Origin of the sequence: Streptomyces sp. NBC_01410 (assembly GCF_045040195.1) — a bacterium.
In the GTDB taxonomy this organism is placed as follows: Bacteria; Actinomycetota; Actinomycetes; order Streptomycetales; family Streptomycetaceae; genus Streptomyces.
The window spans coordinates 4,292,611-4,315,052 of sequence record NZ_CP109530.1; the positions used below are offsets into that span (position 1 = coordinate 4,292,611).

At 72.2% G+C, this 22,442-nt stretch carries 26 protein-coding genes and 1 tRNA gene; 17 read left to right on the forward strand and 10 right to left on the reverse strand.

Annotation, left to right across the window (positions count from 1 at the left end; genetic code table 11):
• Positions 1 to 140: 140 nt before the first annotated feature.
• A complete protein-coding gene (locus OG741_RS19620; protein WP_405599634.1) occupies positions 141 to 803 on the reverse strand; it encodes a hypothetical protein in 663 nt (220 codons plus the stop codon).
• 270 nt (positions 804 to 1,073) lie between these two features.
• Here OG741_RS19620 and OG741_RS19625 point away from each other — a divergent pair, with 270 nt between their 5' ends.
• A complete protein-coding gene (locus tag OG741_RS19625; RefSeq protein ID WP_405605655.1) occupies positions 1,074 to 2,204 on the forward strand; it encodes an MFS transporter in 1,131 nt (376 codons plus the stop codon).
• A complete protein-coding gene (locus tag OG741_RS19630) occupies positions 2,201 to 3,187 on the forward strand; it encodes a sugar ABC transporter permease (protein ID WP_405599637.1) in 987 nt (328 codons plus the stop codon). Before OG741_RS19625 ends, OG741_RS19630 begins: the two co-directional genes overlap by 4 nt.
• A 249-nt stretch (positions 3,188 to 3,436) precedes the next feature.
• Here the strand turns inward: OG741_RS19630 and OG741_RS19635 are convergent, their stop codons facing one another.
• On the reverse strand, positions 3,437 to 4,570 hold the full coding sequence (locus tag OG741_RS19635; RefSeq protein WP_405605657.1) for an acyl-CoA dehydrogenase family protein: 1,134 nt from the start codon (positions 4,568 to 4,570) through the stop codon (positions 3,437 to 3,439).
• 165 nt (positions 4,571 to 4,735) lie between these two features.
• Between OG741_RS19635 and OG741_RS19640 the strand changes: the two genes are divergently transcribed.
• Positions 4,736 to 6,487, forward strand: coding sequence for a CoA transferase (locus tag OG741_RS19640; RefSeq protein ID WP_405599640.1), 1,752 nt, complete (start codon positions 4,736 to 4,738; stop codon positions 6,485 to 6,487).
• Positions 6,484 to 8,145 carry a class I adenylate-forming enzyme family protein gene (locus OG741_RS19645; RefSeq protein ID WP_405599643.1) on the forward strand — a complete coding sequence of 554 codons (1,662 nt, stop codon included), beginning with the start codon at positions 6,484 to 6,486 and terminating at the stop codon, positions 8,143 to 8,145. Before OG741_RS19640 ends, OG741_RS19645 begins: the two co-directional genes overlap by 4 nt.
• 61 nt (positions 8,146 to 8,206) lie before the next feature.
• On the opposite strand, the gene OG741_RS19650 is transcribed toward OG741_RS19645, so the two are convergent.
• The 6 genes from OG741_RS19650 to OG741_RS19675 all read right to left on the reverse strand — a co-directional run bounded on the left by OG741_RS19650 (position 8,207) and on the right by OG741_RS19675 (position 13,673).
• Complete coding sequence (locus tag OG741_RS19650; RefSeq protein ID WP_405599644.1) at positions 8,207 to 9,010, reverse strand: ABC transporter substrate-binding protein; 804 nt, start codon at positions 9,008 to 9,010, stop codon at positions 8,207 to 8,209.
• Positions 8,968 to 9,834 carry a metal ABC transporter permease gene (locus OG741_RS19655; protein WP_405599646.1) on the reverse strand — a complete coding sequence of 289 codons (867 nt, stop codon included), beginning with the start codon at positions 9,832 to 9,834 and terminating at the stop codon, positions 8,968 to 8,970. Before OG741_RS19655 ends, OG741_RS19650 begins: the two co-directional genes overlap by 43 nt.
• Entirely contained in the window at positions 9,831 to 10,466 is a 636-nt protein-coding gene (locus tag OG741_RS19660) for an ATP-binding cassette domain-containing protein (RefSeq protein ID WP_405599649.1), read from the reverse strand. The genes OG741_RS19655 and OG741_RS19660 overlap by 4 nt, the downstream gene beginning before the upstream one ends.
• A gap of 252 nt (positions 10,467 to 10,718) precedes the next feature.
• Positions 10,719 to 11,222: a copper chaperone PCu(A)C gene (locus OG741_RS19665; protein WP_266480835.1), complete on the reverse strand. Its 504-nt coding sequence runs from the start codon at positions 11,220 to 11,222 to the stop codon at positions 10,719 to 10,721.
• The gene (locus OG741_RS19670) at positions 11,203 to 13,464 is read right to left on the reverse strand and encodes a heavy metal translocating P-type ATPase (RefSeq protein ID WP_405605659.1); all 2,262 of its coding nucleotides are present in this window, start codon (positions 13,462 to 13,464) and stop codon (positions 11,203 to 11,205) included. The genes OG741_RS19665 and OG741_RS19670 overlap by 20 nt, the downstream gene beginning before the upstream one ends.
• 20 nt (positions 13,465 to 13,484) lie before the next feature.
• Positions 13,485 to 13,673 (reverse strand): hypothetical protein, encoded by a 189-nt coding sequence (locus OG741_RS19675; RefSeq protein WP_405599651.1) that lies wholly within the window; start codon positions 13,671 to 13,673, stop codon positions 13,485 to 13,487.
• A 150-nt stretch (positions 13,674 to 13,823) separates the two neighbouring features.
• On the opposite strand from OG741_RS19675, the gene OG741_RS19680 reads away from it, so the two are divergent.
• The 3 genes from OG741_RS19680 (at position 13,824) to OG741_RS19690 (ending at position 15,692) form a co-directional block, all read left to right on the forward strand.
• On the forward strand, positions 13,824 to 14,411 hold the full coding sequence (locus OG741_RS19680) for an HhH-GPD-type base excision DNA repair protein (RefSeq protein ID WP_405599652.1): 588 nt from the start codon (positions 13,824 to 13,826) through the stop codon (positions 14,409 to 14,411).
• A 221-nt stretch (positions 14,412 to 14,632) separates the two neighbouring features.
• Positions 14,633 to 14,929 (forward strand): type II toxin-antitoxin system VapB family antitoxin, encoded by a 297-nt coding sequence (locus OG741_RS19685; protein WP_003955420.1) that lies wholly within the window; start codon positions 14,633 to 14,635, stop codon positions 14,927 to 14,929.
• 136 nt (positions 14,930 to 15,065) lie between these two features.
• A complete protein-coding gene (locus OG741_RS19690; protein ID WP_405599653.1) occupies positions 15,066 to 15,692 on the forward strand; it encodes a LytR C-terminal domain-containing protein in 627 nt (208 codons plus the stop codon).
• Positions 15,693 to 15,712: 20 nt separating this feature from the next.
• Here the strand turns inward: OG741_RS19690 and upp are convergent, their stop codons facing one another.
• Entirely contained in the window at positions 15,713 to 16,348 is a 636-nt protein-coding gene (gene upp, locus OG741_RS19695; protein ID WP_266480827.1) for a uracil phosphoribosyltransferase, read from the reverse strand.
• Between the two features lie 119 nt (positions 16,349 to 16,467).
• Here upp and OG741_RS19700 point away from each other — a divergent pair, with 119 nt between their 5' ends.
• The 9 genes from OG741_RS19700 (at position 16,468) to OG741_RS19740 (ending at position 21,530) form a co-directional block, all read left to right on the forward strand.
• Positions 16,468 to 16,647 (forward strand): hypothetical protein, encoded by a 180-nt coding sequence (locus OG741_RS19700; RefSeq protein ID WP_266480825.1) that lies wholly within the window; start codon positions 16,468 to 16,470, stop codon positions 16,645 to 16,647.
• 139 nt (positions 16,648 to 16,786) lie between these two features.
• The gene (locus OG741_RS19705; RefSeq protein WP_405599656.1) at positions 16,787 to 17,323 is read left to right on the forward strand and encodes a hypothetical protein; all 537 of its coding nucleotides are present in this window, start codon (positions 16,787 to 16,789) and stop codon (positions 17,321 to 17,323) included.
• A gap of 71 nt (positions 17,324 to 17,394) precedes the next feature.
• Positions 17,395 to 17,823 (forward strand): tRNA adenosine(34) deaminase TadA, encoded by a 429-nt coding sequence (tadA, locus tag OG741_RS19710; protein ID WP_266480820.1) that lies wholly within the window; start codon positions 17,395 to 17,397, stop codon positions 17,821 to 17,823.
• Between the two features lie 58 nt (positions 17,824 to 17,881).
• Positions 17,882 to 17,966, forward strand: a tRNA-Ser gene (locus OG741_RS19715).
• Between the two features lie 121 nt (positions 17,967 to 18,087).
• On the forward strand, positions 18,088 to 18,252 hold the full coding sequence (locus OG741_RS19720; protein WP_266480818.1) for a hypothetical protein: 165 nt from the start codon (positions 18,088 to 18,090) through the stop codon (positions 18,250 to 18,252).
• A 9-nt stretch (positions 18,253 to 18,261) separates the two neighbouring features.
• A complete protein-coding gene (locus tag OG741_RS19725; protein ID WP_266480816.1) occupies positions 18,262 to 18,555 on the forward strand; it encodes a Dabb family protein in 294 nt (97 codons plus the stop codon).
• A gap of 177 nt (positions 18,556 to 18,732) precedes the next feature.
• A complete protein-coding gene (locus OG741_RS19730) occupies positions 18,733 to 19,575 on the forward strand; it encodes an RNA polymerase sigma factor SigF (protein ID WP_266480814.1) in 843 nt (280 codons plus the stop codon).
• 234 nt (positions 19,576 to 19,809) lie between these two features.
• The gene (locus tag OG741_RS19735; RefSeq protein WP_266480812.1) at positions 19,810 to 20,673 is read left to right on the forward strand and encodes an RNA polymerase sigma factor SigF; all 864 of its coding nucleotides are present in this window, start codon (positions 19,810 to 19,812) and stop codon (positions 20,671 to 20,673) included.
• Positions 20,674 to 20,735: 62 nt separating this feature from the next.
• Complete coding sequence (locus OG741_RS19740) at positions 20,736 to 21,530, forward strand: hypothetical protein (RefSeq protein WP_405599660.1); 795 nt, start codon at positions 20,736 to 20,738, stop codon at positions 21,528 to 21,530.
• A 27-nt stretch (positions 21,531 to 21,557) separates the two neighbouring features.
• Here the strand turns inward: OG741_RS19740 and OG741_RS19745 are convergent, their stop codons facing one another.
• Positions 21,558 to 21,776 carry a hypothetical protein gene (locus OG741_RS19745; protein WP_405599662.1) on the reverse strand — a complete coding sequence of 73 codons (219 nt, stop codon included), beginning with the start codon at positions 21,774 to 21,776 and terminating at the stop codon, positions 21,558 to 21,560.
• 196 nt (positions 21,777 to 21,972) lie between these two features.
• Here OG741_RS19745 and OG741_RS19750 point away from each other — a divergent pair, with 196 nt between their 5' ends.
• The gene (locus OG741_RS19750; protein WP_405599665.1) at positions 21,973 to 22,437 is read left to right on the forward strand and encodes a MarR family winged helix-turn-helix transcriptional regulator; all 465 of its coding nucleotides are present in this window, start codon (positions 21,973 to 21,975) and stop codon (positions 22,435 to 22,437) included.
• Positions 22,438 to 22,442: the final 5 nt, after the last annotated feature.

Sequence of the window (22,442 nt, forward strand, 5' to 3'; positions counted from 1 at the left end):
TGCCTGAAGTCCTTCTCGGAATCCGGGAATCCGGAGCCGCGCGAGGGCGGGTCCGGTGAGTCGTACGGCCGCGCGCACAGGGCGCGGCCGATGCCCGAGCGCCTGGAGCGAGCCCCAGGGCGGCATCGGGGAACCGGCTGTCAGCTGACAGCGGTCCCCGTGGGCGGACCCCGAGTGGTGAGGGCGTGAGCGAGCAGCAACTGCCGTGGCGTACGCACGCGGCGGCTGCGCCGGACGCGGATACGCGGCGGACGGTGCGGCAGTGCGGGGACGCGGACCGGCAGACGGAGCGGGGCGACGAGCCGGTCGGCGAGTGCGCGCAGGATCCGGAACGCCGCGCGTTCGCCGTACGCGAGCCAGAGGCCGCTCAGCAGCGCGGCCAGCAGGTGGGCAGCGAGCATTCCGGTCGACGACGCCATGCCGCCGCCGGTCATCACCGTCATGCCGGTCATGTCGTGCGCCGTCGACGCCATGGACGGCATCGACTCCATGGCGGACGCGAGGTGTTGGTGATGCATCGGCGGCGTGTGCGGTGCAGTCGGCAGGGCCGCCGTCTGGGCCAGCGAGAACGCGGTGTGCAGTGCGGTCTGCGCGGCCACTGCGAACAAGACGACCGGGAGCAGGGCGCGTTCCCGCCCGGCCAGGCACCAGGCCGCGGCGCCGGTGATCACCGCTCCGGCGCCCACCGTCCACCAGGGGACGCCCGTCTCCGACATCAGTACGTGGCCGAAGACCGCGAGCAGCACACAGACGGCCGCGAACACCGCAGCCCGTACCGCGCGCACACCCCGTCCGACAGTCATGGCGGGGCTCATCCTCGCATCCGGCTCGCGCTCATCAAGGGTGGGTACGAAAGTTCCCGAGCCGCGCTCAAGCTCCGGCGCGTGATTCAAGCCACAGGAAATCGCGGGAACTTGAGGCCCCTTCCGTACGACTCCCTGCCACGACCCGGGTGACTTCCCGGGCGGCGAAGGGACGGAGACGCACGGGTGGGGACGGAGCACAAGGAAGCGGCCGCGGCCACGGATGCGTCCCGTCCGGCGCGTGCACCGACCGCGTTGCTGACCTGCGCGATGGCATTCTCGATGATGCAGCTGTTCCTGCTCGGGGCGCTGGGTCCGCTGCTCGTGGACGAACTGGACGTCTCGCCGACCCTGCTGGGCCTGACGACGACCGTCGGCTTCGGCGCGGCGGCCGTGCTCTCGCCGGTCGGCGGCCGCGTGGTGGACCGCGTGGGGCCGCGCCGCTGTCTGGTCGCCCTGCTTCTCGTCTCCGCCGTGGCGCTTGCCCTCATCGGATCGGCGCCCGGCTCGGGTCTGCTGCTGGCGGCGGTCGCGCTCGGCGGGCTGCCGCAGGCACTGGCCAACCCGGCCACCAACAAGGCGATCCTGGCCACCGTCCCGCCCGAACGGCGCGGCTCGGTGACCGGGATGAAGCAGTCCGGCGTCCAGCTCGGGGCCTTCGCCGCCGGGCTGCCGCTCGCGGCGCTCGCCGGGGTCGCGGGCTGGCGGGGCGCGGTGTGGACGGCGGCGGGTGCCGCGGTGGTGGCGGCCGGCTGCGCGGCGCGGACACTGCCCCGGGACGTGCCCCGGGTTGGCGGCCCTACGCCGGGGGCGCGCTCCTCGCTCGTACCGCGGGGTGCGATCGCCTGGCTCGCGGCGTTCTCGCTGCTGCTCGGCTGCGGGATCGCCTCGGTCAATACGTATCTCTCGCTCTACGGCACACAACGGCTCGGCCTCGGGCCCACGGCGGCCGGTGCGCTCGTCGCCGTCCTGGGGGTCGCCGGCGTCGCGGGCCGGGTGGGCTGGTCGAAGGTGGCCGGGCAGCCGGCGCGGGCCGTATGGCTGCCCGGCGGGCTGGCCGCGGGGGCGGTGGGAGCCGCCCTGTTGCTGGCCGCAGCGTCCTTCGCCCACCCGCTGGCATGGGTCGCGGCGGTCGCCGTCGGTGTCTTCGCGGTCGCCGCCAACGCGGTGTCGATGGTGCTCGTCATGCAGCGCGCGACGCCGGGACGGGCGGGGCAGGACTCGGCGCTGGTCTCGGCGGGGTTCTTCGCCGGATTCGCCGTCGGGCCGCCGCTGTTCGGGCTGCTGGCGGAGTCGGGGCAGTACGGGGCGGGGTGGCTGCTGGTCGCCGTCGAGTTCGCGGGGGCGTGTGCGGTGGCGGTGTGGTGGGCGGTACGGGACCGGGGCGGGGAGAAGCGATGAGCGTGGTGGCGGCGCCGGAGTGGGCCGGGCCCGCGCTTGCCAGGATCCTCGACCGGGTCGCCGTCACGCGGGCCGAAGTCGGCGACCGCTTCCCGCTGTTCGCGGACCCCGAGAGCGGGCGATGGAGGACCACCGGGCGCGGTTCCTGGACCGGCGGGTTCTGGGCCGGGCTGCTGTGGCTGCGCGCCCGCCACACCGGTGAGGCCTCCGACCGGTGGGCCGCGGCGGCGTGCACGGCGCGCCTCGCCGACTGGGTGGACGCCGACACCGCCACGCGCGGGCTGATCCTCTGGTACGGGACCGCGCTCGCCGATGACGACGCGTCTGTACGGCTGCGCGGACGGGCCGCCCGCGCCTGCCTGAAGTCCTTCGACCCCGAACTGGGCCTCGTCCCCTGGGGTTCGGCCTTCGGCGGCCCGCGGCTGCTGGCCCGCGCCGACGCTGTGCCCGGGACGGTGCCGCTGCTCGCGGCGGTGGACGCGGGGGCGGCCGAGAGCCACCTGTGGACGCACCTCGAACTGTGCCGGGGAAACGGGGCGTCGCGCTTCGACTCCACGGCGGGCGGGTGGGTTCCGCACCCGGAACCGACGCCCGGCTGGAGCCGGGGGCGGGCGTGGCTGCTGCTCGCGGCGGCGGACGCGGCGGGGCGGCTGGATGCGGCCGATCTGCACGACCTCACCGACGAGTTGACCGGCACCCGGCTGGTCCCCCCGGCCGACGACGCCCATCCCGAGGGCCCCCTCGACACCTCCGCCGCCGCGATCACGGCGGTGGCGCTGCTCAAACTGGGCCGCCGAGAGCAGGCGGTGGCGGTGCTGGAGGAGCTCGTACGGGGGCACCTGGGGGAGGACGGGGGACTGCGGGAGGGGTGCTACGACCTGGGCGGGGGTGTGGCGGTGCGGCACGAGCTGGTGTGGGGGGACTTCTTTCTGGCGGTGGGGGTGGGGGTGCTGGTGGGGTTGGTGGGGGTGGGGGAGGTCTAGGGGTGCTGGTGCGGAGCGCCTGCGGCGGGCCTGTTCCCCTACCCGCCCCTTCCCGTAACCGGGGCTCCGCCCCGAACCCCGTATGCGACCTTCGGCCGCATGTCCTCAACCGCCGGACGGGCTGATTGTGCGGCCCGGCCGCACAATCAGCCCCGCCGGCGATTGAGGCGTGGTCCCGGACGCGAAATCCAGCCCCGCCGGCGCTTGAGGCGCGGGGGTCCGGGGGCGGAGCCCCGGGCGGAGCCCCCGTCAAGGCGAACGCAGCACCCGCCGTGCCACCGACACCACGTGGAGCTCGTCCGGGCCGTCCAGGATCCGCGCCATCCTTCCCGTCCGGAACAGCCCCGGCAGCGCCGTGTCCGGGCCCAGGCCCGCCGCGCCGTGGATCTGGATCGCCGCGTCCGCGACCTGCTGGAGCATCCTCGCCGCCGCGACCTTCGCCAGGCCCACCTCCACATGGGCGTCGCGCCCCGCGTCGAGGTGCGCCACGGCCTCGTACACCAGCGGGCGTGTCGTGCGCAGTGCGAGCAGCGCGTCGAAGATGTGTTGCTGGACGAGCTGGAGGTCGGCGAGCGGGCCCCGTGACCGGGTTCGGGTGAGGGCCCGTTCGCGCATCAGGTCGAAGGCGCGGCGGGCCTGGCCGAGCCAGCGCAGGCAGCGCAGGGTGCGGCCGAGTTGGAGTCGTTCGCCCGCGATGGCCAGGGCCTTGCCGGGTTCGCCGAGCAGATGGTCCGCGGGCACCGGGACCTCGTCGAGGGCGATCTCCCACTGGCCGCCCGCGCCCAGGACGGGCAGTTCGCGTACGACCCGGAAGCCGGGTGCGTTCGTCGGGACGAGGAGCAGGGACAGCCCGTCGCGGTCCGGCGGCGCGCCGCCGGTGCGGGCGAGGACGGTGACGAGGTCGGCCTCGGCGGCTCCGCTCGCGAACCACTTGCGGCCGGTCACCCTCCAGCCGCCGTCCGGCGCGGGCTCGGCGCGGGTCTCGGTGAGAAAGGGGTCGGTGCCGGGGACTTCGGGTTCTGTCATCGCGTACGAGCTGCGCAGCTCCCCGGCGACCAGCCGCCGCGGATAGTTCTCGCGGACCCGGGCGCTGCCGTGCCGCCGCAGCATCAGCACATCCAGCAGGGAGGCCGAGCCGAGCGCCGCGGGCCCGTGGTCGCTGGCGCCCTCCGCCTCGGCGATGTGCGCGTACGAGCGAAGGGGAAGTCCCTGGCCGCCGAGTTCGGCGGGCAGGGGCAGCGCCCACAGGCCCTGTTCTTTGGCCTCCTGCCGCAGCCCGCGCAGAACGGCGGCCGCGTCCGGCCCGCCGCCGTCGAGGACCGGCTCCTGCGGCATGACCTGCCGGCATACGAAGTCGGCAACACGGTCCCTCAACTCCCGTATGTCCGAGGGACATACGGGAAGGCCCGCCGTCACCGGCACATCTGGCTGCACCACTTTCCTCCGGCCTTCCGGGAACCCATGGGAACTACTGTCCGACTGCCTCTCACACGGAACAGGTCGGGCGCGACAGTCCCCTGGTTCCCACCGCTTCGGGAGAGGAGAGGCATGGCATCACCTGCCACCACGCGAACCGTCCGGCCGCTGGACGGCCTGCGCACGCGGGCCTCGGGGCCGCCGGGTCCCGGCGCCGGGCTCGTCACGGAGCATCTGCGGTTGCTCGGCGCCGGGGCGGATGACGCCGAGGGGTCCGAGGTCGTCGTCGAGGGCGCCGGGTTCGGGGCTCTCACCGCCCGCACCACCTGGGCGGACACCGCGCGCGACGTGACCGACGAGGCGACCGTGCAGGCCGCCACGGGGATCATGGCGGTGCACGGGCGGCGCGACGGCGGCCCGCGCGGGATCGCCGCCGACTACGCCGCCACCGCCTCCGCCGTACTGACCGTCCAGGGAGTGCTCGCGGGTCTGCTGGCCCAGGCGCGCGGCGGCCGCATCGCCCAGGTGTCGACGAGCGCGGACCGGGCGGGGCTGCTGGCCGTCTCCCAGTATCTGGCCGCAGCCGGTGCCGACGAGGTCGAGGCGGCCGAACTCGCCCCGGGCGGGCCGCCTTTCACCTCGTCCGACGGGATCGTCTTCGAGCTGGAGACCCTTGATCCGGGGGTGTGGGCGGTCTTCTGGCGTGCGCTCGGCGCTCCGGAGGATGCGATACGGGCGGGCTGGCGGCCCTTCCAGTTCCGTTACGCCACGGCCTGCGCGCCGTTCCCCGGCGCACTGCATTCCACGGTCCGTGACAGCGACTGGGAGCGGATCCGGTACGCGGCCGAGGCCTCCGGCGCGGAAGTGTGCCCGCTGCGTTCCCTGGCCGACCGGGGTATCGAGGACGCTCCCCCGTGGACGCTGGCCCCGCACGAAGCCGCGTACACCGCGGGCAGCGCTCCGAGCGGGCTGCCGCTCGCCGGGCTGACCGTCCTGGAGGCGGGCCGCCGTATCCAAGCGCCGCTCGCCGCCCATCTGTTGGGACTGCTCGGCGCCGACGTTGTCCGTATCGAACCGCCCGGCGGCGACCCGCTGCGCGGCATGCCGCCCGCCTGCTCCGGAATCTCCGCGCGCTGGCTCGCGCTCAACCGGGGCAAGCAGGCCGTCGAGATCGACATCAAAGCGGAAGACGACCGGCGGCGGCTGCGCGAGATGGCGGCCGGGGCGGACGTCTTCCTGCACAACTGGGCTCCCGGCAAAGCCGCCGAACTCGGCCTCGACCACGATCAGCTGGCCGCGGCCAGCCCCGCGCTCGTCTACGCGTACACCAGCGGCTGGGCCGGCCGGCTGCCCGGCGCCCCCATGGGCACCGACTTCATGGTCCAGGCCCGTACCGGCGTCGGCGAGGCCGTCCGGCCGGACGGTGAACCGCCCGCGCCCTCGCTGATGACCCTGCTCGATGTGCTCGGCGGGCTGCTCGGCGCGGAAGCGGTCCTGGCCGGGCTGCTGCTGCGCGAGCGCACCGGTCACGGCGTGCGGGTGGACTCCTCCCTCCTGGGCGCGGCCGATGTCCTGACCGCGCCCGCCCGCCGCCGGGCAGCGCAGGGTCTCGCCCCGCGCCGACCGGCCGGATTCCGCCGTCCGCTGCCCACCGCCGACGGCTGGATCGCACCCACCGACTCCTGCGCGGCCGCGGCCGCCGCGTACGACCTGGGCGCACTGCCCACCGCGGACGCCCTCGCGCAGCTGCGCACGCACGGTCTGGCCGCGACCGCGGTCACCACCGACCTGGCCGCTCTGCATCACGACCCGCGCTTCTCCGGCTCGATCAGCCGGGACGCGCACGGTGCACCTGCTGTTCCCGACCCCTGGAGCTTCCTGTGACCGTCGCCCTGCACGATCTGCTGTCCGCCGAGCTGCGCCGTTCCTGGACCGTCGACGGCACCTGCCCCGACCTCGACGTCTACAGCCTCTACCGGGCCCGCCAGATCGCCGACCTGCATCGCACGGCGGTGATCGACGCCAAGGGGAAGCTCTGTTACACGGCGCTGGACCGCAAGGTGCGATGTCTGGCCGCCGGCCTCACCGCCCTGGGCATACGCCCCGGCGACGTGGTCGGCGTCCAGCTCCCCGGCACCCGCAACGCCGTCATCGCCGATCTCGCGCTGGCCGCGATCGGCGCGGTCGCGCTGCCGTTCCCCGTCGGCCGGGGCGGGCGCGAGGCGGCCTTGCTGCTGAGCAGATCCGAGGCGGTCGCCGTGATCGCCGCCATCGAACACCGCGGCCGCGCGCACGCCGCCGATCTGCTCGCCCTGGCCGCCGAACTGCCCGCCCTGCGCACGGTGATCGCCGCCGGACCGGGCGAGGCGCCCGAAGGGTCCGTAGCGCTGTCGCAGCTGCTGCGCACCGATGCGAGCGCCTTCGTCCCGGCCCGCCCCGACCCCGACTCGGCCGTACGCATCCTGGTCTCGTCCGGCTCCGAGGCGGAGCCGAAGATGATCGCGTACTCGCACAACGCGCTGGCCGGCGGCCGCGGCAACTTCCTGGCCTCCCTGATGAAGGACGGGCAGCCGCCGCGCTGTCTCTTCCTCGTCCCGCTCGCCTCCGCCTTCGGCAGCAACGCCACCGCGGTCGCCCTCGCCCGGCACGGCGGCACCCTGGTCCTGCTCGACCACTTCACGCCCGAATCCGCCCTGGACGCCATCGCCGAGCACGAGCCGACGCATGTGCTGGGCGTGCCGACGATGATCCGGATGATGCTCGACGAACTCGCCGAGCGGCCACGCGAACTCCCGGCGCCCACCGCGCTGGTGCTCGGCGGATCCGTACTCGACGCGGCCACGGCCGATGAGGCGCGCCACGTCCTTCGCTGCCCGGTCGTCAATCTGTACGGGTCGGCGGACGGCGTCAACTGCCATACGGGACTGGGGGACCGGCCCGCGTCCACGCCGGGTCCCGGCGTGAACGCCGGGCATCCCGATCCCCGCGTCGCCGACATCCGTATCGCCGTCCCCGGCACCCGCGAGATGCGGGAGGCACCCGCGGGAGCCGTCGGCGAGATCGTCGCCCGCGGTCCGATGACACCGCTCTGCTACGTCGGCGCGCCCGAGCTCGACGCGCGCTACCGCACGGCCGACGGGTGGGTCCGCACCGGAGACCTGGGACTCCTGGAGGAGGACGGGGCGCTGCGGATCGTGGGCCGCCTCAAGGACGTGGTGATCCGTGGCGGGGCCAACATCAGCCCGGCGGAGGTCGAGATCGAACTGGCCGCGCATCCGGGGATACGGGACGTGGTGTGCGTCGGCGTGCCCGACCCGCTGATGGGCGAGCGGCTCGCGGCATGCGTGGTCACGAGGGACGGACAGGCCGCGGTGACACTGGACGAGCTGGGCGCGTACCTGGACGCGCGGGGGGTGGAACGACGTAAGCACCCGGAGCGGCTGCTGGTCCTGGACTCGGTGCCGCTGACCCCCGCGGGCAAACCGGACCGAGGGGCGCTGCGGGAGCGGTTCGCCGGTGCGGGGTTGGTCGAGGCGGTCTGACCGTCCGTCCTCGCCGGACGGGCTGGATTTCCGGCCCGTCCGGCACATTCGGGCACGTGGGTCAGGGCTTTGCCAGCGCCGCCTTCACCGCTGCCGCCGCGTCCCGGTACACCGGCAGCAGATCCAGGTCCTTCCCCGGGAAGTTGACGATCTTCACCTGCTCCGCACCCGAGTCGGGCAGCACCGTCCCCGTCGACATGTGCGCGTTGTCCAGCACGAGCTCCGGCTTCTTCGCCGACAGCTCCGACAGCTGCTTCGCGCTCACCGCCTCGGGCCCGTACGTCCCCACCACCTGCGCGCCCGCCATCTTCGCCGACCACGCGGTGAACACCTGCGTGACCACGGACGGAGCCTTTCCGCCCGGCCAGGCCGCCTTCAACTCCCGCTGCAGACCGGCGTACTGGGTCCCGAAGCCCTTCTGCCACGTCGCCGCGGCGGACTCGGTCCCGAACAGCTTGCCCAGCCGGGCGACCTCGCCCGTCACCTTGCCCGCGTCGTTGTCGAGGTTCACCTCGACCAGCTTCGCGTGGGAGCCCGCGGCCGCCTTGATCTTCTCCGCGTACGGCTCGAAGGGCGCGTAGAGCACGAAGTCGGCGTCGGCCACCGCCGCGAGGTCGGACGGCTTGGGGTCGTAGTCGGGGGCGTGCTGCACCGACTGCGGGACGATCACCTTGACGTCCTTCGCGCCCGCGGCCTTGGCGCAGGCGCCCTCCCAGGTCGTGGTCGCGACGACCACCGGGGCACCGTCGTGCGGATGCCCGTCGTCTTTGGACGAGGCGTCCGAGCTGCCGCCGCAGCCCGTGGTCAGGGCGAGGACGGTGGTCAGTGCGAGGAGGGAAGCGATGCGGACGCGGTTGCGCGCCATGGGCGGATTCTCCGTTCGGGGACGAGATGGACGCCGAGGGCCACGGCCCCGGCGGTCAGGACAAGGACGGGACCGGGCGGCAGATCCAGCCGGAGGGCGATCAGGAAGCCGGTCGCGTTGACGGCGACGCCGATGCCGACGGCCCAGGCGGTGATGGACCTCAGCGAAGACCCGAGGCGGCGCGCGGCGAGTGCGGGCAGCAGGGTGAGCGCGTCGACGAGGAGCGCGCCGGTCAGCTTGATCGCGCCGGCGACCGCAACCGCGACCAGGACGAGCAGGACGAGGGTGAGGCGTTCGACCCGTACGCCCGCGCAGAGGGCGAGTTCACGGTCGTACAGCAGCAGGGCGATGTCCCGCCGCCGCCACCAGAACAGGCCGGGCACCACGACGGCGAGCGCGCCCAGCACCCACAGGTCGGCGGTGCCCACCGAGAGGATCGACCCCCACAGCAGGGCGAACGCACCCGCGGCGTTGACTCCCGAGACCGAGAGCACCAGCAGCGCGGCGGCGATGGCCAGACTCATCAGCAGGCCCATCGCGCCGGAGAGCCCGTCGGGTGTGCGGGCGAGCGGTGCGACTCCGGCGCCCGCGAGGGCGCAGGCGAGCAGCGCGCACAGCATGGGGTCGAGGCCAGTGAGCAGCCCGACTGCGATCCCCAGCAGGGCCACATGCATCATCGCGAACCGCACCGGCATGATGTCGAGACCGACGATCACGACGCCGACGACCGGAAGCCCGACGGCGGCCAGCAGCAGGGCGAAGCCCGCGCGTTGTACGGGGACGAGCTGCAACAGCGCGCCGATGTCGGCGGCGGCGAGCGTCATACGGCCTCCCGCAGCCGGCCGGCGGCCATCTCCAGGACGCGCTCGCAGCGGTCGGCGAGGGCACGGTCGTGGGTCACCACGACGAGGGTCGCGGGCAGGGACAGCAGGACGTCGGCGGCCTCCTCCTGCCCGGCGAAGTCGAGCGCGGCGGTGGGCTCGTCGGCGAGCAGCACCCCGGCCCCGGCGGCGACGGCACCGGCGGCCCGGGCCAGATACATACGCTGCAACTGGCCGCCGGACAGGGTGTGCAGCGGACGCCCGGTCAGGTCGCCGACGCCCAGTTTCTCCGCCGCTTCCTCGGCCTCGGCCGCCGCGCCGCTGCTGGTCAGCAACTCCCCGGCCAGCAGCGGAAAGCGTCCGGCCGCGGGCTTCTGCGGAATCCACGCACAGGCCCGCCGCCGCCAGGCCCACTCGGCCGGGGTGCGGGCCGGACGCCCGCCGACGAGAATCTCGCCGCCCGCGGTCCGGTGCAGGCCGAGCAGTGCCCGTAGCAGTGTGGTCTTGCCGGAGCCGTTGGTGCCGGTCAGCGCCACCCGCTCGCCGGGCGCGATGTCGAGATCCACGGCGCGTACGGCTTCGACACGGCCGTGCCGGCAGCCGACCCGGCGCATCCGCACGTCAAGCCCGCCCATTCCACCTCCCGTTCGGTCACCCAGGTACGGGAGAGGAGTCGGACGGCGGGGCCGATGAGTTCCCGGACTGGATCAACTCCTGGACGGCTGGGCGGGGCGCCTGCGGCGGGCGTTGCCCTCGTGCGGCTCGGCCCGCACATCTCAGCCCGTCCGGCGTTTGAGGACATGGGGCCGAAGGTCTAATACGGGGGTCTGGGGGCTGCCCCCACTTCGGGAAGAGGCGGGTAGGGAAAGCCCGCCGCAGGCGCCCCCTCAACCCCCCGCCCGCACCACCACCGCCACCGCCCGTACCTCACCCCCGTCCCGGAACCTCAGCACGAAATCGACCCGCTCGCCCAGCCGCAGAGCCGGTGGATTCTCGACCATCACGTCGCCCACCGCCGGGGACATCCGCACCTCCCCGCCAGCCGGTACCTTCAGCTCCCGCAGCGCCTCCATCCGGCCCGCACCGTCCGACTCGACGTCGCGCGCGAGCATCGTCGGAGAGCCGAGCAGCGGCGCCTCGACCGAGACCAGGGACGCGTCGGCGCCTCCCGTGTTGCGCAGGTCGAAGTAGGCCACGGTGTCGCGGCCCGCGAGCGGCTGGACGACCCGGGCGCGGGTGACCGTGATCCGGGCCGGGGGCTCGCCGGCCGCGCCGCTGGAGACGTAGGCCGTGAGCAGGGCCAGCGTCACGGCGCAGGCGGCCACCGGCACGAGGATCGCCGCGGTCACGGCTGCCCGGCGCCCGGCGGGGTCAGCGGAGGCTGAGGTCATCGGAGCCCCTCCGTACGGCGGAACGGCCGGAGACGCGCTCGGCGGCCTGCGGCCGTCGGCGGGGCCGCGGCCCGTCGGCGCGCAGCCGCAGGCTGTTCCCGACGACCAGCACCGAGCTCGCGGACATCGCCAGTGCCGCGAACATCGGGTTGAGCCACCCGGTCGCGGCCAGCGGCACGGTGACCACGTTGTAGCCGAAGGCCCAGACGAGATTGGCCCGGATCGTGGCGAGCGTTCGGCGGGTGAGGAGCACCGCGTCGACGACCGCCGCCATGTCCTCCCGTACGAGAGTGATGTCCGCGGCCCCGATCGCCGCGTCCGTTCCGCTGCCCATGGCGACACCGAGGTCGGCGCCGGCCAGGGCCGCCGCGTCGTTGACCCCGTCGCCGATCACCGCGACCCGCCGTCCTTCGCCGCGCAGCGAGGCGACCAGTTCCGACTTGCCCTCGGGGCTGACGCCCGCGTGCACGGTGGTGATGCCCAGCTCCCGGGCGACGGCCTCCGCCGCGGCCGACCCGTCGCCTGTCACGAGGATCGGCTCGATGCCCAGGCGCTTCAGCTTGGTCACCGCCGCCCCACTGGAGGGCCGCAGGGTGTCGCCGACGGCGAGCAGGGCGACGGGCCGGGAGTCGATCTCGACGACGACCGCCGTGTGCCCGGCCTCCTCGGCACGCAGCAGGCCCTCGTGCAGCGTGTCCGGGAGCGGGCCGGTGGCCCGTGGACTGCGTACGGAGATCTCCCGGCCCTCGACCCGGCCGTGCACGCCTTCGCCCCGTACGGCCCGGAAGCCCGCCGTCTCAGGCAGCGGTTCGCCGCCCGTCTGCCTGCGCGCGGCCGCCACCAGGGCGCGGCCGACGGGATGTTCGGAGCCGTACTCCACCGCGCCCGCGAGACGCAGCACATCAGCGGCGTCCCGGCCTTCGGCCACGACGGTCTCGACAAGGGTCATACGGCCCGTGGTGAGCGTTCCGGTCTTGTCGAAGACGGCGGTGTCGACCCGGCGCAGCCGCTCCAGCGCGCCCGGATCCTTGATCAGTACGCCGAGCCGCGCACCGTGCCCCGTCGCCGCCAGGAACGCGGTCGGCGTCGCAAGCCCCAGCGAGCACGGGCAGGCGACGACCAGAACGGCGACCGCCGCGGTGACCGCAGCCTCCGGGTCGGCACCGGCCCCGAGCCAGAAGCCGAGCACGCACGCCGCGACCGTCACGATGGCCGGGACGAACACGCCCGCGACGGCGTCGGCGAGCCGCTGAATCCTCGCCTTGCCCGCCTGGGCATCGGTCACCAGCTTGGTGATGCGGGCGAGTTGGGTGTCCGCCCCGACGGCGGTCGCGCGGACGACGAGCAGCCCGCCGGAGTTCACGGCACCGCCCACGACACGGAAGCCGGGCCCCACCTCGACGGGCGTCGACTCACCGGTGACCAGCGACAGATCCAGTGCCGAACTGCCCTCGGTCACCACGCCGTCGGTGGCGACCTTCTCGCCCGGCCGGACCATGAACTCCTGCCCGGTCCGCAGCGCGGAGACGGAGATGCGCTCACCGCTCCCCTTCAACTCCACGTCCTTTGCGCCCAGTTCGGCGAGAGCCCGCAGCGCCGACCCGGTGCCGCGCTTGGCGCGCGCCTCCAAGTACCGCCCGGCCAGGACGAAGAGCGGTACACCGACCGCTGCTTCGAGATACAGATGCGCGGTGCCGCCCTCGGCACTCGGCAGCCAGCTGAAAGGCATCCGCATGCCCGGATCGCCCGCCCCGCCGAAGTACAGGGCGTACACCGACCACAGGTAGGACGCGATCACACCGAGCGAGACGAGGGTGTCCATGGTGGCCGCCGCATGGCGAAGCCCACTGAGCGCCCGGGCGTGGAAGGGGGAGGAGCTCCAGACGACGACCGGTCCCGCGAGCGTGAAGCAGAGCCACTGCCAGTAGTCGAACTGGAGGGCGGGAACCATCGACAGCACGAGGACCGGCACCGCGAGCACGGCGGTGATCACCAGCCGTTCCCGCCCGTCGTCGTCCCCGTCGTCCTCCCCGCCCTCGTCCTCGTCCCCGGTCGCGAGCGGAGGCGACGGCAACTGGGCGGTGTAACCCGCCCGTTCCACCGTGGAGACCAGCAGGTCCACACCCACCTCGGGCGGATGCGTGATCCGGGCAAGACCGGTGGCCAGATTGACCGTGGCACTCACCCCGTCGACCCGGTTCAGCCTCTTCTCGACCCGGGCCACGCACGCCGCGCACGTCATCCCGCCGATCAGCAGATCCGTCACCGGTCCGCCCCCATGTCATGCATCCCGGGCATCCCGCCGGGCTCCTCGCCGCCGGGGCTCTTCGGCTCCTCGACACGGTGCAGCCCGGGCGCCACCGGGCCGACGGCGCGCCCCACGGCGTACGAGAGAGCCGTCAGGGCGAGCACCAGGAGCACGAACCCCACCAGGGCCGTGGGAACGGGCATCCGCGAAGTCCTCATGCGTCCATACCGTACGGGGGTATGAGCGCGAGGCGAACCCCCGGGGGCTGTGAGGAAGAACAGCCCTCGGGACGGGAACCCGGAGGTCCCCTCGCGCGACTGGCGGGCGCCCATCGGCTGCGTGATCCTCGGGACATGAGCCCCACGATTCATCTCGCCCAGCAGCCCGAGGCCGACGAACTGCTCGGCCGCAGTCCGCTCGCCGCTCTGGTGGGCATGCTGCTCGACCAGCAGGTCCCCATGGAGTGGGCGTTCTCCGGCCCGTACACCATCGCCCGCCGACTCGGCGGCGAGGATCTGGACGCCGCCGAGATCGCCGCGTACGACCCGGAAGCCTTCGCCGACCTGCTGAAGGAGAAGCCAGCCGTCCACCGCTATCCGGGCAATATGGCCAAGCGGGTGCAGCTGCTGTGCCAGTACCTCGTCGACGAGTACGACGGCGACGCGAGCGCCATCTGGCGCGATGCGGCGAGTGGCGACGAGCTGCTCGCGCGGCTGAAGGCGCTGCCCGGCTTCGGCGAGCAGAAGGCGAAGATCTTCCTGGCGCTGCTGGGCAAACAGTTCGACGTACAGCCCACGGGCTGGCGCGAGGCGGCCGGAGCGTACGGCGAGAAGGGCTGCTACCGCTCCGCGGCTGACATCACCGGACCGGACTCGCTGGCGAAGGTGCGGGAGCACAAGCAGGAGATGAAGCGCGCGGCGAAGGCAGCGAAAAAGTCCTGACCGGCGCCGTGCCGTCCGACCCGGGACTCCGCCCCCGGAACCCGCGCCTCCATGTCTTCGGGTCCGCGTCACGGAGCAGACGCCGACCCCTTTCGAGCGAATCGGCCGCACTGTCTGAGTGATCGACTCCGGGACTCTTTCCGGGTTTGCGCAATTTTGCCCGGGATCGCACTCCGCCACCGTGGCTGCGCCCGGAGCCTCTTGACCGGTAGGCTTTCCGTGTGATCTTCAAGCGCATCGGTAACGGGCGGCCGTATCCCGACCACGGCCGGGAAAGCACCCGGCAGTGGGCGGACGTGGCGCCGCGCCCGGTCCGCCTCGATCAGCTCGTGACCACCAAGGGCCAGTTGGATCTCGAAACGCTGCTCGCGGAGGACTCCACGTTCTACGGCGACCTCTTCGCCCATGTCGTGAAGTGGCAGGGCGACCTCTATCTGGAGGACGGTCTGCACCGCGCCGTGCGCGCCGCGCTGCAGCAGCGCCAGGTCCTGCACGCCCGCGTTCTCGAGCTGGGCTGAGCCGCCCGGCCGGGGTTCCCGGCCACCTCCGCGGCCGCCCGGGCTACTGAGCCTTTCGGGCTTTTTACGGACCGTACGGACGCAATGGGTTGATCGTTTAGTAGGCATCGGCACCAGGCGGCACTACGCTGCGCCCATGAGCATGCTCACTCCCCCAGGCATGGGCGGAAAGTACCGCATCACGGGCGACAAGTACCCACGAATGCGACGCCCTCGCAAGCGCGGCAGGATCGCTGTGGTGGCCCTCGCCGCGGTGGTCGCCCTCGGCCTCGCCGGCTGGGGAACACTGCAGCTCATCGACGTCTTCACCGGCGACGACGGCAAGACGGCGTCGGCGGCCCGGACGAAGGACTGCAAGAGCGCACCGAAACCCTCCGCCGCGCCCCCGTTGGCCCTCAAGCCGGGCCAGATCACGGTGAACGTCTACAACGCGACCCCGCGCGGCGGCCTCGCCAAGGCGGCCGCCGACGAGCTGAAGAAACGCGGCTTCGCGATCGGCAAGGTCGGCAATGCCCCGGTGGCGTACGACAAGAAGGTGCCCGGCACGGCGATACTGCTGGGCGGTTCAGAGGCGCAACAGGGGGCGTTCCGGGTGCTGGCGACCCAGCTGAAGAGCAGCCGGCCGCAGACCGACGCGCGCCGGACTGCGGACGTCGACCTGATCCTCGGCACGGCCTTCAAGACGCTGGACACGAAGAAGGACGCCGACGCGGCGCTGGCCACCCTGGCCAGGCCCGCACCGGCGCCCTCCGGCGCGTGCTGAGCTGAAATCCGGCGTGAGGGCTACTCCGCCATGCCGTACATCCGGTCGCCCGCGTCGCCCAGCCCCGGCACGATGTAGCCGTGCTCGTTGAGCCGCTCGTCCACGGACCCGGTGACGACGGTGACCGGCGTGCCCGCCAGCTCGCGTTCCATCACCTCGACGCCCTCGGGCGCCGCCAGCAGCACGACCGCGGTCACATCGTCCGCGCCGCGCTTGATCAGTTCCCGGATGGCGGCGACGAGCGTGCCGCCGGTGGCCAGCATCGGGTCGAGGACGTACACCTGGCGGCCCGAGAGGTCCTCGGGCATCCGGGTCGCGTACGTCGACGCCTCCAGGGTCTCCTCGTTGCGGATCATCCCGAGGAAGCCCACCTCCGCGGTCGGCAGGAGCCGCACCATGCCGTCGAGCATGCCCAGGCCGGCCCGCAGGATCGGCACGACCAGCGGACGCGGGTGCGAGAGCTTCACGCCCGTCGTCCCGGTGACCGGGGTCTCGATGTCCACCTGTTCGGTGCGCACATCTCTGGTGGCCTCGTACGCGAGGAGGGTGACCAGCTCGTCGGCCAGGCGCCGGAAGGTCGGGGAGTCGGTGCGCTTGTCGCGCAGGGTGGTGAGTTTGTGCGCCACCAACGGGTGGTCGACGACATGGATCCGCATGGGCCCAACAGTAGCCCGGGCTGGCATCAACGGTGGGTACGGAGGGAAGGTGGTGGGAGTCCCCCAGGCCGCGGGGCCCGGAGCGGACACGGACCCAGCCGTGGGGTGGTGTGTGGCCGATGCGGGAGCGCGAACCCGAACAGCAGGAGATAGCGGCGGACGCCGAGCGCAGACGGCGACGCGCCCAGTTCCTCCGCGAACTGGGAGAGGCCAAAGCACTGCGCGACCGCGTCCAGCCCCGGAGGGCCAGAGCGGCCCGGATGCGCCAGCAAATGCGTATGCGGACGTTCCGCTGGTAACAGTCCTGGCAGAACTGATGGCCGACGCAACGGCGGAAGACCTCTCGCATCGCGCAGGTTTCTGCCACGATTCCGAGTGGGCGGGGCACGAACAACCGCGCCGCCGGTCGTCACACCTCTGATCAGTGGGAGAGTCACGGTGTACTTCGCCGCACTGCTCGCGCGCACTCAAGACGGGTGGGAAGCGAGCGACACAGAGCTCGACGATGTGGAGACCCTGTCGGATCTGACCGACCTGGCCCGTGAGGCCTCGGTGGACGAGGACACGGTGCTCGTCTACATCGAGCAGGAGGACGCCTGGTTCGGCGTTCTGCGGGTGGAGGGCGAGGAGGACCCTCGTATCTTCGTCTCGGACGCGGCCGCGGCCGCACGCTCCTCGTACGGGGAAATCCTCACCAACGAACTGCTCGGCGGGGACGATGACGACCCGGCCGACGACCTGGACACGCTGGATCTCGACGGCACCGAGGACGGAGAGCCGGAAGACGACGCCGACGACGAGGTCGGCGAGTCGGCTTCGGCCGCCGAGCTGGTGCCCGCGGGACCCGTCGGCGATCGCGACATCCTCATGGACCTGGGGCTGTCGGAGAAGGAGCTGCTGGCACTGGACACGGACGCACTGCTGGAGATCGCGGACGCCTTGGGCGCAGCCGAGGTGCTGGAGACCGTCCGCTAGTGACCGGGGATGTACCTGATCCCGCATCCGGTCCCGCAGGCGATCCGGTACGCGACCCGTGGAAGGCGCCGATGCGTCTCGCCATCGAGGAGGCGGAGCGCGCGGCGCTGTCCGGCGATGTGCCGGTCGGCGCCGTCGTGCTGGCCGCCGACGGCACGCTGCTCGCCGCCGGGCACAACGAACGCGAGGCGACCGGCGATCCGACGGCGCACGCCGAGGTGCTGGCGATCCGCAGGGCCGCGGCGCTGCTCGGGGACTGGCGGCTGAGCACCTGCACGCTCGTGGTGACGCTGGAGCCGTGCACGATGTGCGCGGGCGCGATCGTGCAGTCCCGGGTCGGCCGGGTGGTTTACGGCGCACGCGACGAGAAGGCGGGCGCTGCGGGTTCGCTCTGGGACGTCGTACGGGACCGACGGCTGAACCACCGGCCCGAAGTGATCACCGGCGTGCTCGAGCGGGAGTGCGCGCAGCAGCTGACGGACTTCTTCCGGGAGCGCTGACCGAGGGGTCCGGATACGGATTTCAGAGCACGGCCCACCTTGGGCTAAGCTCTCTCCCGGTAGCGTGTCCGAGCGGCCGAAGGAGCTCGCCTCGAAAGCGAGTGTGGGGAAACTCACCGAGGGTTCAAATCCCTCCGCTACCGCTCTTGTCGAAGGACCCCGGTGCACCGCGCCGGGGTCCTTTGCCGTGCTCGGTTAGACTCACGCGACGCACGGCCAGGGGGCTGCAGGGGCGCCAGGGAATCACAGGGGAGGCAGGGGCTGATGGTGCAAACGAAGAAGATCGCTCTCTACGCTGTCATCGTCTTCGTGCTGTACACGATCATCACCTCGCCGGCCAGGGCAGCCGATCTGGTGCAGATAGGGTTCGAGGGCATATCGAGCGCCGCGCAGAGCGTCGGAGACTTCATGACCGAGCTCGTGAACTAGGAGAGCCCCTTGATCCGCCATCTGGTCCTCTTCAAGCTCAACGAGGGCGTCGAGCGCGACGAGCCGCGTGTCGCCGCCGGGGTGAAGGCCTTCCAGGAACTGGACGGGCAGGTGCCCGAGCTGGAGTTCTGGGAGTGCGCCTGGAACATCACCGACCGGCCCATCGCCTATGACTTCGCGATCAACTCCGCCGTGGCCGACAGTGATGCGCTCAAGCGGTACCTCGAGCATCCGGCCCATCAGGCGGCCGCCGGTCAGTGGCGCGAGTTCGCCACGTGGGTGATCGCGGACTACGCATTCTGAACCCCCGCCTTTCCAGGCCCCTCGCCACTGCGGCGAGGGGCTTTTGAGGTTTAAACGCCAACTTACCTTCAACACGTAGTTATGCGGTGCTTGCACACAGTGGACATGTCTTGTGATGCTATGACCGCTTTTGACGGATGAGTTGACCTTAGTTGACCGCAAAGGGGTGGCGTGACCGTGCCGGCCAGTACTGCGCCTCAAGTGCCACCCCAGAACGAGCGGCCGGACGATCCCTCTGCCGCCGCCAAACCGCAGAGCAGGGGGGCGGACACCCGCGCGCTCACCCAGGTGCTCTTCGGCGAGCTCAAAGAGCTCGAGCCGGGCACCCCGGAACACTCCCGGGTGCGTGGCGCGCTGATCGAGGCGAATCTGCCGCTCGTGCGGTACGCCGCGGCTCGCTTCCGCAGCCGCAACGAGCCGATGGAGGACGTCGTCCAGGTCGGCACCATCGGGCTCATCAACGCCATCGACCGCTTCGACCCCGACCGCGGGGTGCAGTTCCCGACCTTCGCGATGCCCACGGTCGTCGGCGAGATCAAGCGGTACTTCCGCGACAACGTACGGACCGTCCATGTCCCCCGCCGGCTGCACGAGCTGTGGGTCCAGGTCAACGGCGCCACCGAGGACCTGACGACGGCTCATGGCCGCTCGCCCACAACAGCCGAGATCGCCGAGCGCCTCAAGATCGGCGAGGACGAGGTGCTGGCCTGCATCGAGGCCGGGCGCTCGTACCACGCGACCTCACTGGAGGCCGCCCAGGAGGGCGACGGGCTGCCCGGACTGCTCGACCGGCTCGGGTACGAGGACCCGGCGCTGGCCGGCGTCGAACACCGCGATCTGGTCCGCCATCTCCTCGTACAACTGCCCGAGCGCGAACAGCGCATCCTGATGCTGCGCTACTACAGCAATCTGACGCAGTCCCAGATCAGCCAGGAACTCGGCGTCTCACAGATGCATGTGTCAAGGCTGCTTGCCCGAAGTTTTGCCCGACTGCGATCCGCAAACAGGATCGAGGCATAGCTGAAACGGGTAGACCGTTTGCGCGCCGGTTCCAGCGACCCAACAGCCCCGCACCCCCTGCTTCCTGCACAGATTCGCCGGTTACTTGTCGACATGTCACTTCAGCGCGTTGCCGACATGTGACATTCTGCGGGAACCGCGTTTGCCGCAGCCCCGCCTCCGGTATTCAGGTGGAGGCTGCGTTCCTCCGATGGTCGTGGCCGCCGCGACCGTCCGCGACCTCAAGGGGGTGGCATGTCCGTAGAACAGGGCAGCTCCAAGGTGCTCACGCTCACGAAGAGCGCGCCCGCACCTGTCGTACCCGACAGCTCCGAGGCCATCAACACCCGCACTCTGTCCCGCTCCCTGTTCCTGCGGCTGCGCGCGCTGGACACGGAAAACGCCGCGGGCGGAGCCGACACCCCGGAGCGCACCTATGTGCGCGACACCCTCATCGAGCTCAATCTCCCCCTCGTGCGGTACGCGGCGGCACGTTTCCGCAGCCGCAACGAACCGATGGAGGACATCGTCCAGGTCGGCACCATCGGCCTGATCAAGGCGATCGACCGGTTCGACTGCGAACGCGGCGTGGAATTCCCCACGTTCGCGATGCCGACGGTCGTCGGCGAGATCAAGCGCTTCTTCCGCGACACCTCGTGGTCGGTGCGGGTGCCGCGCCGGCTCCAGGAGCTGCGGCTCGCGCTCACCAAGGCCAGCGACGAGCTGGCGCAGAAGCTGGACCGCTCCCCGACCGTTCCCGAACTCGCCGCGGTGCTGGGGGTGTCGGAGGAGGACGTGGTCGACGGTCTCGCCGTCGGCAATGCCTACACCGCCTCCTCGCTGGACTCGCCCTCGCCCGAGGACGACGGCGGCGAGGGCTCGCTGGCGGACCGTCTGGGGTACGAGGACTCGGCACTGGAGGGGGTGGAGTACCGCGAGTCGCTCAAGCCCCTGCTGGCCAAACTCCCGCCCCGCGAGCGGCAGATCATCATGCTCCGCTTCTTCGCGAACATGACCCAGTCGCAGATCGGCGAGGAGGTCGGCATTTCGCAGATGCATGTCTCGCGGCTGCTGACCCGTACGCTCGCGCAGCTGCGGGAGGGCCTGATCGGCGACTGAGCCCCGGCCGAAGCCCGGTGGGCGGGGTTCCTTATTGACGGTGCGTCAGACACACTGGCGCGATGCGACGACGTCATGGGGCCGCTCTCGCGGCGGTCACGCTCTGCCTCGGCGGGGCGCTGACCGCGTGCGGGAGCGGCGGCGACGACGGCTATGTGGCCCTCGGCGCCGCGGGGTCGGGGCCCGACGAGGCGCCCACCGCGGCCGTACCGCCGAAGGGCAAGGTCGTTCTGGTGCCGCTGGACGGCACCACACCGTCCGGTGGCGAGGCGGGGAAGCCGCCGGGCGATCAGGCCGCGAACGGGACGGGGCTGCCCGCGGTGCCCGGCAGCGGCGGCACATCGAGCGGTACGGGCGGCAGCACCGGCGGTGCCGGAAGCCCGGGCGGCGCGGGAGCCGGCTCGGGCGGTACGGGCGGAGGCTCAGGCAGCACGGGCGGCACAGGCGGCTCGGGGACTTCCGGCGGCAGCAGCGGATCAGGCGGTACGGGCAGCAGCACCGGCGGCACCACCCCGCCACCCGGCCCGACGCCGACACCGCCCCCGGCGGGCCCCGCCGTTCTCGCACTCGGCGAACCGGTCCGTGCCGCGCTGGACAAGCGCTGGTGCGAGCAGGTGACCGTGGAGTTCCGCAACACCGGCGGCTCGCCGGTGACCACGGGCACGGTCACGTTCGCGACGCACATCATCGGCGCACTCGGGATCGACTGGGCGACCGTCGAGTCGGCTCAGCCGCTGCCCGCGCCGATCGCCGCGGGAGCGGTGAGAAAACAGGCGTACACCGTGTGCGTGGACGCCTGGCGGGTGCCGCTGGGCATGCATGTCGAGACCCAGGACGTCACCGCCGAATGGAAGTGACCCGGCGGTGACCCGCCGCTGGAGGGCTCAGCCGAGGGCGAGCCAGGCCACCGCGCCGAGGATCGCGACGGCCGCGATGATGCCGACGATCAGTCCGATACGCGAGGACGACTGGGCGGCGGGCGCCGCCTGGCGGCCCTGCGGCACGCCCTCGTCGACGAAGGCGCGGAACATCTGGGTGCTGCCCGCCGGGTCGTAGTTGCCCTCGGGGCCCTGACCTTGGGGAGCATGGGGGTTGTGTGCCATGGGGCAGGACCCTAGCGAACCCCGGTGCGCCCGCCCAACCCCGGGCGGACAGCGGATACCTCCCCCTGAGGGCAATGACCGGCGGCATGCGAAGCCTTTGGTGTTCCTTTACTCCCGGGTGCCCGATTTAGTTTGCCTGCGGCAACCAACAGCTTTTATGGTTGCCCTAAGCAACAAGACGCGGGGAGGGACGGCCGTGGCCGCACAGAGTCAGTACGCGGAACTGGCCCGTCAGCTCAGCGCCATCGGCGCCGTGAAACGCGGCCTCGCGCGGATGCTGCCCGCCGAGTGCCCGTCCGGTTCGGCCGCCGTACTCACCCTGCTGGACCGGCACGGAGAGATGCGGATGAGCCGACTGGCCGAACTGCTCGCCGTCGACATGTCGGTCACCAGCCGCCATGTCGCCCACGCGGCGGAGCGCGACTGGATCGAACGGCTCCCCGACCCGGGGGACAAGCGCTCCCGGATCCTGCGGCTCACCCCCGCAGGACTGGACATGCTCGACGAGCTCGCCCGGCGGGCGACCGAGATGTTCGCCGAGAACCTCAAGGACTGGTCCGACGAAGACGTCGGACAGCTGATCGTCATGCTCGCCCGGCTCCGCGACAGCTTCGGCGACTGCCGGGCCCACCACCCCACCCGTACACCGCTCGAGACGTAAGGAAG

What these genes read in the sequence shown, in the direction of transcription:
- OG741_RS19660 (WP_405599649.1), bottom strand. Translation starts at nt 10,466, where the DNA reads ATGGGCGGGCTTGACGTGCGGATGCGCCGGGTCGGCTGCCGGCACGGC.
- OG741_RS19700 (WP_266480825.1), top strand. Translation starts at nt 16,468, where the DNA reads ATGCGGGAGCGCGAACCCGAACAGCAGGAGATAGCGGCGGACGCCGAG.
- OG741_RS19690 (WP_405599653.1), top strand. Translation starts at nt 15,066, where the DNA reads ATGAGCATGCTCACTCCCCCAGGCATGGGCGGAAAGTACCGCATCACG.
- OG741_RS19680 (WP_405599652.1), top strand. Translation starts at nt 13,824, where the DNA reads ATGAGCCCCACGATTCATCTCGCCCAGCAGCCCGAGGCCGACGAACTG.
- OG741_RS19650 (WP_405599644.1), bottom strand. Translation starts at nt 9,010, where the DNA reads ATGGCGCGCAACCGCGTCCGCATCGCTTCCCTCCTCGCACTGACCACC.
- OG741_RS19675 (WP_405599651.1), bottom strand. Translation starts at nt 13,673, where the DNA reads ATGCCCGTTCCCACGGCCCTGGTGGGGTTCGTGCTCCTGGTGCTCGCC.
- OG741_RS19665 (WP_266480835.1), bottom strand. Translation starts at nt 11,222, where the DNA reads ATGACCTCAGCCTCCGCTGACCCCGCCGGGCGCCGGGCAGCCGTGACC.
- OG741_RS19655 (WP_405599646.1), bottom strand. Translation starts at nt 9,834, where the DNA reads ATGACGCTCGCCGCCGCCGACATCGGCGCGCTGTTGCAGCTCGTCCCC.
- OG741_RS19735 (WP_266480812.1), top strand. Translation starts at nt 19,810, where the DNA reads ATGTCCGTAGAACAGGGCAGCTCCAAGGTGCTCACGCTCACGAAGAGC.
- OG741_RS19720 (WP_266480818.1), top strand. Translation starts at nt 18,088, where the DNA reads ATGGTGCAAACGAAGAAGATCGCTCTCTACGCTGTCATCGTCTTCGTG.
- upp (WP_266480827.1), bottom strand. Translation starts at nt 16,348, where the DNA reads ATGCGGATCCATGTCGTCGACCACCCGTTGGTGGCGCACAAACTCACC.
- OG741_RS19625 (WP_405605655.1), top strand. Translation starts at nt 1,074, where the DNA reads ATGGCATTCTCGATGATGCAGCTGTTCCTGCTCGGGGCGCTGGGTCCG.
- OG741_RS19620 (WP_405599634.1), bottom strand. Translation starts at nt 803, where the DNA reads ATGACTGTCGGACGGGGTGTGCGCGCGGTACGGGCTGCGGTGTTCGCG.
- tadA (WP_266480820.1), top strand. Translation starts at nt 17,395, where the DNA reads ATGCGTCTCGCCATCGAGGAGGCGGAGCGCGCGGCGCTGTCCGGCGAT.
- OG741_RS19670 (WP_405605659.1), bottom strand. Translation starts at nt 13,464, where the DNA reads ATGACGTGCGCGGCGTGCGTGGCCCGGGTCGAGAAGAGGCTGAACCGG.
- OG741_RS19630 (WP_405599637.1), top strand. Translation starts at nt 2,201, where the DNA reads ATGAGCGTGGTGGCGGCGCCGGAGTGGGCCGGGCCCGCGCTTGCCAGG.
- OG741_RS19640 (WP_405599640.1), top strand. Translation starts at nt 4,736, where the DNA reads ATGGCATCACCTGCCACCACGCGAACCGTCCGGCCGCTGGACGGCCTG.
- OG741_RS19740 (WP_405599660.1), top strand. Translation starts at nt 20,736, where the DNA reads ATGCGACGACGTCATGGGGCCGCTCTCGCGGCGGTCACGCTCTGCCTC.
- OG741_RS19745 (WP_405599662.1), bottom strand. Translation starts at nt 21,776, where the DNA reads ATGGCACACAACCCCCATGCTCCCCAAGGTCAGGGCCCCGAGGGCAAC.